Genomic DNA, 14,247 nt, shown 5'->3' with positions numbered 1-14,247 from the left:
CGACGTGACGCACGACCACGACCTGGTACTCCAGCCGACCACCGCCCAGCGCGAGGCCGCACTGAACCCGCCCCCCGGCCGCAACGGCGGAGACCTGGTCGTGGAGACGCTGGCCGGGCTGGGCGCGACGACCGTCTTCGGGCTGCCCGGCCAGCACGCGCTCGGCATGTTCGACGCACTGCGCCGCTCGTCCCTGCGCTATGTGGGCCTGAGGGTGGAGAACAACGCGGGTTTCGCGGCGGACGCGTACGGCCGCATGACGGGGGAGGCGGCCCCGCTGTTCCTGTCGACGGGCCCGGGCGCGCTCACCTCCCTCGCGGCCCTCCAGGAGGCGGCCTCGGCCTCCGCCCCGGTCCTCGCGATCAGCAGCCAGGTCCCGACGGCGGGTCTGGGCGGTGGCCGCCACGGCTACCTCCATGAACTCCCCGACCAGTCGGCCTCGTTCCGGGGCGTGGTCAAGTCCGTCCACACGGTCCGCGCCCAGTCCCAGATCCCCTCCGCCATCGCCGCCGCCTGGACATCCGCCCTGTCGGTTCCGCACGGCCCGGTGTGGGTGGAGATCCCGCAGGACGTCCTGCTCGCACCGGCCTCGCTGCCGGTGGTGACGGCGCCGGACGCCACCCCGCAGGAGCTGCCGCCGCGCCCCGAACTGACGGCGGTCGCCGCGGACCTGCTGTCCCGCGCGTCCCGCCCGGCGATCATCGCGGGCGGCGGGGTCGTACGGTCGGACGCCTCGGGCAAGCTGCTGGCGCTCGCGGAGAGGCTCCAAGCCCCGGTGGTGACGACCTTCGGCGGCAAGGGGGCGTTCCCCTGGGAGCACCCGCTGTCGCTCCAGTCCTGGCTGGAGGACCGGTACACGACGGACTTCCTGGAGGACGCGGACGTCCTCCTGGTCGTCGGCTCGGGCCTGGGTGAACTCTCCTCGAACTACCACACGTTCCGGCCGCGCGGCCGGGTCGTCCAGATCGAGGCGGACCTGGGCAAGCTGGAGGCCAACCACCCGGCCCTCGGCATCCACGCGGACGCGCGCCTGGCGCTCCAGGCACTGCTGGAGACGGTGGACGCCCGCACGGACCCGGAGGCCCCGGCCCGGGTGCGTGCCCTGCTGTCCCGCGTCTCGGCCCGCATCGGCGCCCAGCAACTCACCCTGGAACAGGACGTCCTGGCCGCCGTCCGCCGTGCCCTGCCCGCCGGCGCCCCCTCCTTCTGGGACATGACGATCCTGGCCTACTGGGCGTGGTCGGCCTTCGACCCCCGGGGCGCGAACACGATGCACTCGGCCCAGGGCGCGGGCGGCCTCGGCTACGCCTTCCCGGCGGCACTGGGCGCGGCGGCGGCCGACCCGGCCCACCCGGTCCTCGCGGTCTCCGGCGACGGCGGCGCCCTCTACTCGATCGCCGAACTGGCCACGGCCCGCCAGTACGACCTCCCCGTCACCTGGCTGATCGTCGACGACGGCGGCTACGGCATCCTGCGCGAGTACATGACGGACGCCTTCGGCGAACCGACCGCGACGGAACTCCACCGTCCGGACTACGTGGCCCTCGCCGACTCCTTCGGCGTCCCGGGAGTGCGCACCACACCGGAGACGCTGGAACGGGACCTGACGAAGGCCCTGTCCACCCCGGGCCCCTCGGTGGTCGTCCTCCCGGCGATCCTGCGGATGTTCGCGCCGACGCACTTGGGTTAGGCGACAGGGCGCAGCGGTAACTCGACCCAGACGGCTTTGCCGATGCCGTGCGGGCGGGGGCAGCAGCCCCACCTGTCGGCGAGCGCGTCGACGATGGCGAGACCGCGACCCTGCTCGTCGTCGGCCCCTGCCGCTTTCGGCCGGGGCCGTGCGTCGTTGGCGTCGGCGACCTCCACGCGCAACCGGCCATCGTACCGCGCGACCCGCACCCCGATCTGCCGGCCGAACGGCCTGCGGGCGTGCCGGACGGCGTTGCTCATCAGTTCCGACAACAACAGCTCCGCGATGTCGGTCACTTGGGGGTCGATCTCCCACTCGGCGAGCTGCGTGCGCAGCAGCGCGCGTGCGCGTCCGGCACTGCGGGGGCGGTGAGGCAGCCGCCAGTTCGCCTCGGTCGGGTCGGTGAGGGCGGGCGGTCGGGCTGAGCTGCGATCTGGCACGGGTACCTCCGGCGTTCGTCACCAGCACGGACTCATGTGGCCATACATCTCTAGAGATGTTGGGAGTAAAGCGTCGTCACACATGCCTCGCAAGACTTCTCTAGAGAAGTAATCCCTCCGTGTTAACGGCGATGCCGAAGGACGCCCGGCTGGGGGCCGGGCCCTCTGGTGCCTAGGATGTCTAGAGATGATCAGGAGGAGAGGTCTGCATGAGCAGCCGGGAGACGGGGCGGCAGCCCAAGTACCAGCGCATCGCGGCTGAGCTGCGGGCCGCCATCGACGCCGGTCGGTACGGTCCCGGGGACCGGCTGCCGGGCGAGAACGACCTGATGACCGAACACGGTGTGGCCCGCATGACGGCCCGCCAGGCGCTGGGTCTGCTCCAGACGGAGGGCATCGCCGAAGCCCGTAAGGGTGCCGGGGTCTTCGTGCGGGACTTCCGGCCCATCCGCCGCCGTGGCATCGAGCGGCTGGCGCGGGCGCAGTGGGCCGAGGGGCGCTCCGTCTGGTCGGCCGACATCGGGAACCGGGAACTGGCCGTCGACTCCGTCGAGGTGACACGGGAGCCCGCGCCGGCTGCCGTCGCCGGGGTCATGGGCCTGGACGAGAACGCGGACCTCTGTGTCCGTCGCCGGCGTTTCGTCCTCGACGGCAAGCCGGTGCTGCTGTCCACGTCCTACCTGTCGGCCGACCTCGTCGCGGACACTCCGATCACCCGGCCGGACACGGGTCCGGGAGGCCTGTACGCCCGGCTGGCCGACCTCGGTCACGCGCCCGCCCGTTTCCGCGAGGAGATCCGCTCCCGGATGCCCAACCAGGACGAGGCCGAACGTCTGGCCCTGCCGTCCGGCGTCCCCGTGGTGCAGATCGCCCGCACGGCCTTCGACGCCGAGGGCCGGGTGGTGGAGGTCAACGAGATGGTGCTCGACTCCGCCGCCTATGTCCTGGAGTACGACTTCGAGGCGTGAGCGGCACTTCGTGCGGCCCCCGCTCACCCGAGCCGGGCCGTGACGGGTGGTTCCCGGGCGGACAGCGCCAGGGCGGGCCACCGCGCCCCAAGCACCGCCTCCCCCGCGCCCGTTGCCGCACCCGCCCCTGAGAACATGTGTGCAACTTCCGACCGCCCTTGCGAGTCAAAAGGCCGTAAGTGCCCGCAAGGGGTGTGTTCTCACGTCGTTCTCAGGGGGATTCCTCGATGGATCACCGCATCAGCCGGCGCGCCAAGGCGTCGGCGGCGGCGCTCGGTGTCGCGCTGCTCATACCCACCGTCGCGGCCGCCACCCCGGCCGCCGCGGCCACGCCCGCCGTCAGCTGCACGTCCGCGAAGAGCGGGCTCGCCACCAAGCTGAAGAAGGACATCACCGCCGCGCTCGCGAACCGCAAGGGCACCGTCGCCGTCGGGGTCTACGACCGCTCCACCAAGACGACCTGCACCCTGCGCGCCACCAGCGCCTACGACTCGGCGAGCACCGTCAAGGTCACCGTGCTCGCCACGCTGCTGTGGGACGCCAAGAAGCACAACCGGCTGCTGACCGGTACCGAGTCCTCGCTCGCCACCGCCATGATCACCAAGTCGGACAACACCGCCACCAGCAAGCTGTGGAAGCAGCTGGGCATGACGAAGATCAAGGGCTTCCTGGCCGCCGCCAAGATGACCAAGACCGTGCCGGGCTCCGGCGGTTACTGGGGTCTGACGCAGGAGAACGTCAACGACGAGCAGAAGCTGCTCCAGCTGATCACCGCGAAGAACAGCGTGCTCAGCGACAACTCCCGTGCCTACATCCAGAAGTTGATGGGCAAGGTCATCTCGTCCCAGCGCTGGGGCACCCCCGCCGGCGCCCCCTCCACCGTCTCCGTGCACGTCAAGAACGGCTGGCTGCAGCGCTCCACGCACGGCTGGCGGGTGCACAGCCTCGGCACCTTCAACGGCGCCGGGCACGACTACATGATCTCCGTGCTCACGCAGGACAACAGCACCATGAGCTACGGCGTGACCACCATCCAGAACGTCGCCAAGGCCGTGCACAAGGACCTGGTGCCGACCACCGCCAAGACCGCGCTCTACGTGCCGACCGGCAAGCCGGCCGAGGCCTTCGTCGCCACGCCGCCCCAGGGCTGAGACCGGGCCGGGGAGTTCGGGGGGCCGGGCACGTTTCACCGCGCGGCCTCCCGTGCGCCACCGACCGGCCGTACGGTGATCGACCATGCGCCTGAGAACCGTACTCACCACCCTCGCCGCCGGCCTGGCGGCGGCCACCACGCTGACCGCCGCCGGGACCGCCCAAGCCGCCCCGGCCGGCCCCGCCAACCCGCCTGCCGGGCACGCCTGTTCGTCCGCCGTCACGATCGACGGCTTCACCGACGCGCTCGACAAGACGACGTACCACGGCACCTTCGTCGGCAACTTCTCCGCCCTCGCCGTGGACCGGGACGGCTCCCTGGCCGCCCTGTCGGACCGCTCCGACCTGTTCCGTCTGGACAGCCGGACACTCGCGCCGCGGGGTGTCGTCCACCTCTTGGACGAGCGGGGCGCCGACCTCGACTCCGAGGGCCTCGTCATCGACCGGGACGGCACACGGCTGGTCGGCTCCGAGACCGAGCCGTCCGTCCGGCGCTACTCGCCCGACGGCAGGATTCTCGACCGGCTCCCCGTGCCGTCCTCCCTCCTCGTCGCCCCGGCCGGCCGCGCCACCGCCAACGCGACGTTCGAGGGGCTGACCCTGCTGCCCGGCGGCCACACCCTCCTCGCCTCCATGGAGGAGCCGCTCGCGGGCGACGCCGCGGACCTCGTCCGGTTCCAGACCTGGACCCGGACCGCGGGCGGGCGCTTCCGGCTCGCCGCCCAGTACGCCTACCGCATCGACGCCGGCCTCGGCGTCCCCGAGGTGCAGGCCACGCCCGACGGCCGGCTGCTCGTCCTGGAACGCGGCTTCACCGCGGGCGTCGGCAACACCGTCCGCCTCTACCTCGCCGATCCGCGCCACGCCACCGACACCCGCGGCATCGAGAACCTGACCGGGCAGCCGGGCGTGCGGCCGATCCGCAAGACCCTGCTCGCCGACATCGCCGACTGCCCCTCCCTCGGCGCCACCGCCAAGCAGCCCCAGCCCAATCCCCTCCTGGACAACATAGAAGGCATGACCGTCACCGGCCGTGACCACGCCGGGCGTCTGAAGGTCCTGCTGGTCAGCGACGACAACCAGAACGCCGTCCAGACGACCCGCTTCTACCACCTGCGGGTTCGCGTCTGACCCACGGCCCCCGATTGTTGCGGAGGGATGAAATCCGCTCCCGCGCGCGTTGGTGCCTTCCGGTGGAGAACGACAACCGGGAGGCACCGCGTGCGACCACATCGGGGATGGGCGAGACGACTCGCTGGCTATGCCTGGCGGTATCCGAAGGACGTCGTCCTGGCGCTCGGCGCCTCCCTCGCCGGCATGGCCGTCACCGCGGTGGTCCCCCTGATCACCAAGGTGATCATCGACGACGTGATCGGCGCCCACACCCGCTCCATGGCCCCCTGGGCCGGTGCCCTGGTCGTCGCCGCCGTGCTCGTCTACGGCTCCACCTATGTGCGCCGCTTCTACGGCGGCCGGCTCGCCCTCGACGTCCAGCACGACCTGCGGACCGAGATGTACGACACGATCACCCGCCTCGACGGCCGCCGCCAGGACGAGCTGTCGACCGGGCAGGTCGTGGGCCGCGCCACCAGCGACCTCCAGCTGATCCAGGGCCTGCTCTTCATGCTCCCGATGACCATCGGGAACGTGCTGCTCTTCCTGGTCTCCCTGGTGATCATGGCCTGGCTGTCGCTGCCGCTGACCCTGGTCGCCCTCGCCGTCGCCCCCGCGCTCGGCTGGATCGCCAAGCGCAGCCGCAGCCGGCTGCACCCCGCCACCTGGTACGCCCAGGCCCAGGCCGCCGCCGTCGCGGGCGTGGTCGACGGCGCGGTCAGCGGCGTCCGCGTGGTCAAGGGCTTCGGGCAGGAGGAGCAGGAGACCGGCAAGCTGCGGGCCGTCGGCCGCAGGCTGTTCGCCGGCCGGCTGCGCACCATCCGCCTGAACAGCAAGTACACCCCCGCCCTCCAGGCCGTGCCGGCGCTGGGCCAGGTCGCCATGCTGGCCCTCGGCGGCTGGCTGGCGGTGCGCGGGCACATCACCCTCGGCACCTTCGTCGCCTTCTCCACCTACCTCGCCCAGCTGGTCGGCCCGGTCCGCATGCTGGCGATGGTGCTCACCGTCGGCCAGCAGGCCCGCGCCGGCACCGAGCGCGTCCTGGAGCTGATCGACACCGAGCCGTCGATGGCGGACGGCACCAGGGAGCTGCCCGCGGACGCGCCCGCCACCGTCGAGTTCGACGACGTGTCCTTCGGGTACGGCGCCGACGCCAAGGTCCTGGACGGGCTCAGCTTCGAGATACGCCAGGGTGAGACGCTGGCGGTGGTCGGGTCCTCCGGCTCCGGCAAGTCCACCCTCTCCCTGCTGCTGCCGCGCTTCTACGACGTCACCCACGGCGCTGTCCTGATCGGCGGCCACGACGTCCGCGAGCTGACCCTGTCCTCGCTGCGGGCCGCGATCGGCCTGGTCCCCGAGGACTCCTTCCTGTTCTCCGACACCGTCCGCGCCAACATCGCCTACGGCCGCCCCGACGCCTCCGACGAGGAGATCGAGGCCGCCGCCCGCGCCGCCCAGGCGGACCGTTTCATCCGGGAACTGCCCGAGGGCTACGACACCAAGGTCGGCGAGCAGGGCCTGACCCTCTCCGGCGGCCAGCGCCAGCGCGTCGCCCTCGCCCGCGCCCTGCTCACCGACCCCCGGCTGCTGGTCCTGGACGACGCCACCTCCGCCGTGGACGCCCGCGTCGAGCACGAGATCCACGAGGCCCTCAAGCAGGTGATGCGGGGCCGGACCACCCTGCTGATCGCCCACCGCCGCTCCACCCTGAACCTCGCCGACCGCATCGCCGTCCTCGACCACGGCCGGCTCGCCGACCTCGGCACCCACGAGGAACTCCAGGGACGCTCCGCCCTCTACCGCAGGCTGCTGACCGACCCGGACGAGCTGGGCGGCGTCTCCCCGGGACACGCCCTGCCGGCCGGGCCCACCGACGACGACACCCTGCGCGCGGAGCTGGACGCCGAGTACGACGCCGAGCGGGGCGTGACCCCCCGGCTGTGGAGCGGCGACCGCGCGCCCAAGGACCAGGCGCTGGCCGGCACCCCGGCCACCCCCGAACTGCTCGCCCAGGTGGCCGCGCTGCCCCCGGCCACCGATACCCCCGGCATCGACGAGCGGCAGGCCGTGCAGCCCGAGGACTCCTACGGGCTGCGCCGCCTGCTGCGCGGCTTCGGGTTGCCGCTGCTGGCCAGCCTGGCGCTGGTCGCCGTGGACGCGGGCGCCGGCCTGGTGCTGCCGGTGCTGATCCGGCACGGCATCGACGCGGGCGTCACCAAGCTGGCCATCGGCGCCGTCTGGTCCGCGTCGCTGCTCGCGCTGCTGGTGGTGCTGGTGCAGTGGGCCGCGCAGATCGGCGAGAACCGGATGACCGGCCGTACCGGCGAACGCGTCCTCTACACGCTGCGGCTGAAGATCTTCGCGCACCTCCAGCGGCTCGGCCTCGACTACTACGAGCGCGAGCTGACCGGCCGGATCATGACCCGGATGACCACCGACGTCGACGCCCTGAGCACCTTCCTGCAGACCGGCCTGGTCACCGCGTTCGTCTCGGTCGTCACCTTCTTCGGCATCATGGTCGCCCTGCTGGTGATCGACGTCCGCCTCGCCCTCGTCGTGTTCACCACGCTGCCCCCGCTGATCGTGGCCACCTTCTTCTTCCGCCGGGCCAGCGTGAAGGCGTACGAACTCGCCCGCGAGCGCGTGTCGGCGGTCAACGCCGACCTCCAGGAGTCCGTGTCCGGACTGCGGATCGTCCAGGCGTTCCGGCGCGAGCGCGACGGCGGGCGGCGGTTCGCCGGGCGCAGCGACAGCTACCGGCAGGCCCGGCTGCGCGGCCAGCGCCTGATATCGGTCTACTTCCCGTTCGTGCAGCTGCTGTCCTCGGTCGCCGCGGCGGCCGTGCTGATCGAGGGCGCGGGCCGGGTGGCGGACGCCACCCTGACCACCGGCGCCCTGGTCGCCTACCTCCTCTACATCGACCTGTTCTTCGCGCCCGTGCAGCAGCTGTCCCAGGTCTTCGACGGCTACCAGCAGGCCACCGTCTCCCTCGGCCGCATCCAGGAGCTGCTGCGCGAGCCCACCTCCACCGAGACGGCCGAACGGCCCAAGGAGGTGCGCTCGTTGCGCGGCGACATCGCCTTCGAGGGCGTGAGCTTCGCGTACGGCGACAACGAAGCGGCGCTGCGCGACGTCGAGCTGACGATCCCGGCGGGCCAGACGGTGGCCTTCGTCGGCGAGACCGGCGCCGGAAAGTCCACCCTGGTCAAGCTGGTGGCCCGGTTCTACGACCCCACCGCCGGGCGGGTCACGGTCGACGGCACCGATCTGCGCGACCTCGACCTCACCTCCTACCGGCACCGGCTCGGCGTCGTCCCGCAGGAGGCCTACCTGTTCCCGGGCACCGTCCGCGACGCCATCGCCTACGGCCGCCCCGACGCCACCGACGCCGAGGTGGAGGCGGCGGCGCGGGCGGTCGGCGCGCACGAGATGATCGCCACCCTCGACGGCGGCTATCTGCACGAGGTCGCCGAGCGCGGCCGCAACCTGTCGGCCGGCCAGCGCCAGCTGATCGCGCTCGCCCGCGCCGAACTGGTCGACCCCGACATCCTCCTCCTGGACGAGGCCACGGCCGCCCTGGACCTCGCCACCGAGGCCCAGGTCAACCAGGCCACCGACCGCCTCGCGGGCCGCCGTACGACGCTGGTGGTCGCCCACCGGCTGACCACGGCCGCCCGCGCCGACCGGGTGGTGGTGATGGACCACGGCCGGGTCGCCGAGGACGGCACCCACGAGGAACTGCTCGCCCGCGACGGCCGGTACGCCGAACTGTGGCGGACCTTCGCCGGCCGGCCCGAGCCGGAGGAGCCGGTCGGGGCGATCCGCTGAGCCCCTCCTGGTGCGGGGGCCCGTTCCGTTGACGGCCGTGCAACCATCCGCCACACCCCCGCGTCCGTACGTCTGTACGGCCGCCGGGGGAGGCGTGGCTGCGCTTCGGGGAGGACAGCAAGTGGACAGTGGTGCGATACGCCGGCGCTCCTCGCTCGGTGCGGCCTTGCTGGTCGCGTCCGGGCTGCTCGCCTTCGCGGCGTCCGGCACCGCACAGGCCGCGCCCAGCAGCTGCGCGGGGCACCAGGTGAGAAGCATTCCCTTCGGCGCGGGTGTCACCCGGGTCTACAGAAGCGGGGACTACGTCTGCGCCGTCACCGTCGCCCGCCGGCCCGGCACCGTCCGCACCATGTCGGTCAGCGTCCAGGCCCGCGGCAGCCGCCCGGCCACGGACTCCGGCCGCTACAGCCGGCACGCCGGGCCGGTGACCGTGCACGCCGGGCACCGCTGCGTGTGGATCCGTGGCTCGATCGGCAGCGAATCCGTCAGCACCGGCTGGATCCTCTGCTGACCAGGCGTCCCCTTCGACACGCTGGGCGCTGTGCGCTCCCTTGACGGAAAGAAACTTTCCGGATATTGGTGGCTCCTCGGAAGTTTCCTTCAGCGGTTCTCCTCTGGGAGGGAGCGCACGTGCCCGACACCAGCACGGGAAGCGACACCAGCAAGAGAGACACCGGAACCACCCGGAACGCCGCACGGCCGTCCCGGCGTACCGTCCTCGCCGCCACCGCCGGCCTCACCGCCGCGCTGACCGTGCCGGCCACCGCCCACGCCGACACCCCCGACGAGCGCTCACTGCGCGCCCTCGTCTCCCGGATGACGCTGGAGGAGAAGGTCGGCCAGCTCTTCGTGATGCGGGCCTACGGCACCTCCGCCACCGACCCCGACCAGGCCGACATCGACGCCAACCTGAGCGAGCTGGGCGTGCGCACCGCCGCCGAGCTGATCGCGAAGTACCGGGTCGGCGGCATCATCTACTTCACCTGGGCCCACAACACCGGTGACCCGCACCAGATCCTGGAGCTGTCCAACGGCATCCAGCGGGCGTCCCTGGCGCAGCCGCGCGGGCTGCCGATGCTGATCGCCACCGACCAGGAGCACGGCGCGGTGTGCCGGGTGGGCAAGCCCGCGACCCTCTTCCCCGGCGCGATGGCGATCGGCGCGGGCGGCTCCCGGTCGGACGCCCGCACCCTCGGCCGGATCTCCGGCGCCGAACTGCGCGCCCTCGGCATCAACCAGGACTACTCGCCGGACGCCGACGTGAACGTCAACCCGGCCAACCCGGTGATCGGGGTGCGCTCCTTCGGCGCCGACCCGGCGGCCGTCGCGGAGCTGGTGGCGGCCGAGGTGAAGGGCTACCAGGCGGCCCGGGTCGCGGCCACCGCCAAGCACTTCCCGGGCCATGGCGACACCGCCGTCGACAGCCACTACGGCTTCCCGGTCATCACCCACAGCCGGGAGCTGTGGGAGAAGCTGGACGCGGTGCCGTTCCGGTCGGCCATCGCGGCGGGCATCGACTCGATCATGACCGCGCACATCCAGTTCCCGGCCCTGGACGACTCCGGCGACCCGGCCACCCTCTCCCACCCGATCCTCACCGGCATCCTGCGCGGTGAACTCGGCTACGACGGCGTGGTGATCACCGACTCGCTGGGCATGGAGGGCGTGCGCACCAAGTACGGCGACGACCGGGTGCCGGTGCTCGCCCTGAAGGCGGGCGTGGACCAGCTGCTCAACCCGCCCTCCATCGACACCGCGTGGAACGCGGTCCTGAAGGCGGTCCGGGACGGCGAGCTGACCGAGGCCCGCCTCGATGAATCGATCCTGCGCATCCTGCGCCTGAAGACCCGGCTCGGGCTCTTCGCGCGGCCGTACGCCGACCGGCTGGCCGTGGACCGGGTGGTGGGCACGAAGTCCCATCTGGCCACGGCCGACCGCATGGCCGAGCGCACCACGACCCTCCTGGTCAACGAGGGCCGCACCCTCCCCCTCGACCACCGCGAGCAGCGCCGCCTCCTGGTGGTCGGCGCCGACCCGGCCTCGCCGTCCGGCACCACGGGCCCGCCCACGGGGGTGCTGGCCGCCGCCTTCACGGAGCTGGGCTTCACCGCCACGGCGCTGTCCACCGGCACCGCCCCCTCCGCCGCGACCGTCGACAAGGCGGTGGCCGCCGCCCAGGACGCGGACGCGGTGGTGGTCGCCACCTACAACGTCACCGCGGGCAACTCCCAGCGGACGCTGGTCGACCGCCTGGTGGCGACGGGCAAGCCGGTCGTGGCCGTCGCCGTGCGCAACCCGTACGACGTGGCCCAACTCCCCTCCGCGCGGGCCTGCGTGGCGACGTACTGCTGGACCGACGTCGAACTGCGCGCCGCCGCCCGGGTGATCGCGGGCCGGGTGAAACCCCGCGGAAAACTCCCGGTACCGGTCGAGCGGGCCGACGACCCGACCCGGGTGCTGTACCCGATCGGCCACGGTCTGACGTACTAGCGCACACCGGACCCTCGTCGCCCTCCGGCCGGCCGCCACCGGTGGCCGGCCGGCGAGGCGCCGTGAGCCGCCGCCGCACCGTCGACGTCCCCCGGCGAGGGTTCGGCAGGACCCGGCCGGGTCACGCCGTCCCGTCGAGCAGCCGCACCAGGTGGTCGTGGCCCGCGGTGAGCAGGTCGGGCAGCGGGGCGGCGTGCTCGTGCCACCGCTTCTCGTACTCCCAGCACAGCCAGCCGTCCCAGCCGCCCCGGCGCAGCACGGCCACGAGCTCGGCGAGCGGCAGCACCCCCGCGCCCAGCGGCAGCGGGGTGGTGTCCTCGGCCGACGCGATGTCCTTGACCTGCACATAGCCCAGGCAGGGGGCGAGCGCGGCATAGGTCTGCGCGGGCTGCTCGCCGCCCAGCCAGGTGTGCATCACATCCCACAGCGCCCCCACCCGGCCGTGCCCCACCGGCCCGAGCACCCGGATCGCGTCGGCCCCGGTGCGGTGCGAGTCGTGGGTCTCCAGCAGGATCCGCACGCCGAGCGCGGAGGCGTCCTCGGCGGCGGTGCCCAGTCGCCGGGCGGCGATGGCGTCGGCGTCCTCGGACTCCCCGCCGGGGAACACCCGCACGAACGGCGCTTCGAGGTCGTGCGCGAGCCGCAGCAGTTCGCGCATTTCGGCCAGTACGGGTGCGTCGTCGCCGGGGGCGGCGATCCGCACGTACCCGGCGAGCGCCAGCGGTTCGACACCGGAGCCGCGCAACAGCGCCGCGGCGTCGGCCCGTTCGGCGGGGGTCAGCCCGGTGTGCACCGCCTCCTCGGGATGCGCCCGCAGCTCCACGCCCTGGAAGCCGTGCGCGGACGCGAGCGCCAGCACCTCGGGAAGGGCCGTACCGGGGACACCGAGAGTGGAGAACGCAAGCTTCATGCCCACCGACCATACCCGGCCGCCGCCCGCCCCGCCGCCGTGCCGCAATGTCACGACTTCTCCAAGAAGAGCCCACGTATTGCCGCTTTTTCGTCATCGACCACTGTCATCCGATCAGCCCGGGTAGGAAGCGTCTGCTGTCCGGTCCGCAAAGACCCGCAAGAAGGGTGATACATGGCAGAGTTGACTCGACGCAGACTCCTGGGCTCGGGCGCCGGTGCGGCGGCCATCAGCCTGCTCCCGCCGAGCGTCCAGAAGGCCGTCGCCGCCGGACCGCCCCGCAAGGGCTCCCTGCGCGACATCGAGCACGTCGTCCTGCTGATGCAGGAGAACCGGTCCTTCGACCACTACTTCGGCACGCTCTCCGGCGTGCGCGGCTTCGCCGACCCGAAGGCGCTCAAGCTGCGCGGCGGGCGCAGCGTCTTCCACCAGCCGGACACCGCCAACCCCAAGGGCTACCTGCTGCCCTTCCACCTCGACACCCGCGCCTCCAGCGCCCAGGCCATCCCGTCGACCAGCCACGCCTGGACGGTGCAGCACCAGGTCTGGAACGGCGGCCGGATGGACCGGTGGCTGTCGGCCCACCGCAAGGCCGACGGCGCCAAGGCCCCCTACGTCATGGGCTACTACACGCGCGAGGACATCCCGTTCCAGTTCGCGCTCGCCGAGACCTTCACCATCTGCGACAACCACTTCTGCTCGGTCCTCGGCCCCACCTGGCCCAACCGCCTGATGTGGATGACCGGTACGGTCGACCCGGCCGGCACCCACGGCGGCCCGGTCACCACCAACGCGGCCCCGGCGCCCTACCGCTGGACGACGTACGCCGAACGCCTCCAGGCGGCCAAGGTCAGCTGGAAGGTCTACCACCAGGACGACGACTACGGCTGCAACCTGCTGGAGCGGTTCGCCGCGTTCCGGAACGCCAAGCCCGGCTCCGCCCTGCACGAGCGCGGCGTGCGCCCGCAGCCCGCGGGCACCTTCGAGGACGACGCCCGCGCCGACCGGCTGCCCGCGGTGAGCTGGATCGTGCCGCCCGGCCACCAGTCCGAGCACCCGGACTACCTGCCCGCCGCCGGCGCGGACTTCGTGGCGTCGAAGATCGAGGCCATCGCCGCGAACCCGAAGGTGTGGCGCAAGACGGCCTTCATCCTCAGCTACGACGAGAACGACGGCTTCTTCGACCACGTCCCGCCGCCCACCCCGCGCGCCGGGACGAAGGGCGAGTTCATCGGCGGGCTCCCGATCGGCGCCGGCTTCCGGGTGCCCGCGATCATCGTCTCGCCGTGGACGGTGGGCGGCTGGGTCGCCACGGAGGCCTTCGACCACACCTCGGCCCTGCGCCTCCTGGAGCGCTTCACCGGCGTCGGGGAACCCAACATCAGCGCCTGGCGGCGTGCCACCTTCGGCGACTTCACCAGCGCCTTCCGCTTCTCCCAGGCCCGCACGAGCCCGCCCTCCCTGCCCGGCGGCACGGCGGCCCGACTCCGGCAGGCGCAACAGGAGGTGGCCACCCTGCCCAAGCCCCGCCTGCCCGGCGGCGACCAGACCTTCCCCCACCAGGAACCGGGACGGCGACCGCAGGTGTAGCCGTACGACACCACCGGCCCCGCCGCCCGGAAAGTGCCCGGGCGGCGGGGCGCGGGGAGTGCGGAT

At 72.7% G+C, this 14,247-nt stretch carries 10 protein-coding genes; 8 read left to right on the top strand and 2 right to left on the bottom strand.

What is annotated here, in order from left to right:
* Positions 1–4 precede the first annotated feature (4 nt).
* The gene (locus tag ACSP97_RS13815; protein WP_440557731.1) at positions 5–1,690 is read left to right on the top strand and encodes a thiamine pyrophosphate-binding protein; all 1,686 of its coding nucleotides are present in this window, start codon (positions 5–7) and stop codon (positions 1,688–1,690) included.
* On the opposite strand, the gene ACSP97_RS13810 is transcribed toward ACSP97_RS13815, so the two are convergent.
* Positions 1,687–2,130: an ATP-binding protein gene (locus tag ACSP97_RS13810; RefSeq protein ID WP_440557729.1), complete on the bottom strand. Its 444-nt coding sequence runs from the start codon at positions 2,128–2,130 to the stop codon at positions 1,687–1,689. The two genes, ACSP97_RS13815 and ACSP97_RS13810, sit on opposite strands and share 4 nt — an antisense overlap.
* Positions 2,131–2,339: 209 nt before the next feature.
* Here ACSP97_RS13810 and ACSP97_RS13805 point away from each other — a divergent pair, with 209 nt between their 5' ends.
* The 6 genes from ACSP97_RS13805 to ACSP97_RS13780 all read left to right on the top strand — a co-directional run bounded on the left by ACSP97_RS13805 (position 2,340) and on the right by ACSP97_RS13780 (position 11,681).
* Positions 2,340–3,098, top strand: a complete 759-nt coding sequence (locus ACSP97_RS13805) for a GntR family transcriptional regulator (RefSeq protein WP_355144982.1) — start codon at positions 2,340–2,342, stop codon at positions 3,096–3,098.
* Positions 3,099–3,325: 227 nt separating this feature from the next.
* On the top strand, positions 3,326–4,249 hold the full coding sequence (locus ACSP97_RS13800) for a serine hydrolase (protein ID WP_440557727.1): 924 nt from the start codon (positions 3,326–3,328) through the stop codon (positions 4,247–4,249).
* An 85-nt stretch (positions 4,250–4,334) separates the two neighbouring features.
* Positions 4,335–5,381 (top strand): esterase-like activity of phytase family protein, encoded by a 1,047-nt coding sequence (locus tag ACSP97_RS13795; protein WP_440557726.1) that lies wholly within the window; start codon positions 4,335–4,337, stop codon positions 5,379–5,381.
* A 90-nt stretch (positions 5,382–5,471) separates the two neighbouring features.
* Complete coding sequence (locus tag ACSP97_RS13790) at positions 5,472–9,191, top strand: ABC transporter ATP-binding protein (RefSeq protein ID WP_440557724.1); 3,720 nt, start codon at positions 5,472–5,474, stop codon at positions 9,189–9,191.
* Positions 9,192–9,312: 121 nt separating this feature from the next.
* Entirely contained in the window at positions 9,313–9,702 is a 390-nt protein-coding gene (locus ACSP97_RS13785; protein WP_440557723.1) for a hypothetical protein, read from the top strand.
* A 119-nt stretch (positions 9,703–9,821) separates the two neighbouring features.
* Entirely contained in the window at positions 9,822–11,681 is a 1,860-nt protein-coding gene (locus ACSP97_RS13780) for a glycoside hydrolase family 3 protein (protein ID WP_358273909.1), read from the top strand.
* Between the two features lie 121 nt (positions 11,682–11,802).
* Here ACSP97_RS13780 and ACSP97_RS13775 read toward each other — a convergent pair whose 3' ends face one another.
* On the bottom strand, positions 11,803–12,591 hold the full coding sequence (locus ACSP97_RS13775) for a sugar phosphate isomerase/epimerase family protein (RefSeq protein WP_440557721.1): 789 nt from the start codon (positions 12,589–12,591) through the stop codon (positions 11,803–11,805).
* Positions 12,592–12,765: 174 nt separating this feature from the next.
* Here ACSP97_RS13775 and ACSP97_RS13770 point away from each other — a divergent pair, with 174 nt between their 5' ends.
* Entirely contained in the window at positions 12,766–14,181 is a 1,416-nt protein-coding gene (locus ACSP97_RS13770) for an alkaline phosphatase family protein (RefSeq protein ID WP_355144968.1), read from the top strand.
* The last annotated feature ends 66 nt before the right edge of the window (positions 14,182–14,247 follow it).

Source organism: Streptomyces sp. SCPE 10, from assembly GCF_051980735.1.
Classification (GTDB): Bacteria; Actinomycetota; Actinomycetes; order Streptomycetales; family Streptomycetaceae; genus Streptomyces; species Streptomyces misionensis.
The sequence above is the reverse complement of the archived record's forward strand: the minus strand, read 5'-3'. Positions and strand labels throughout refer to the sequence as shown.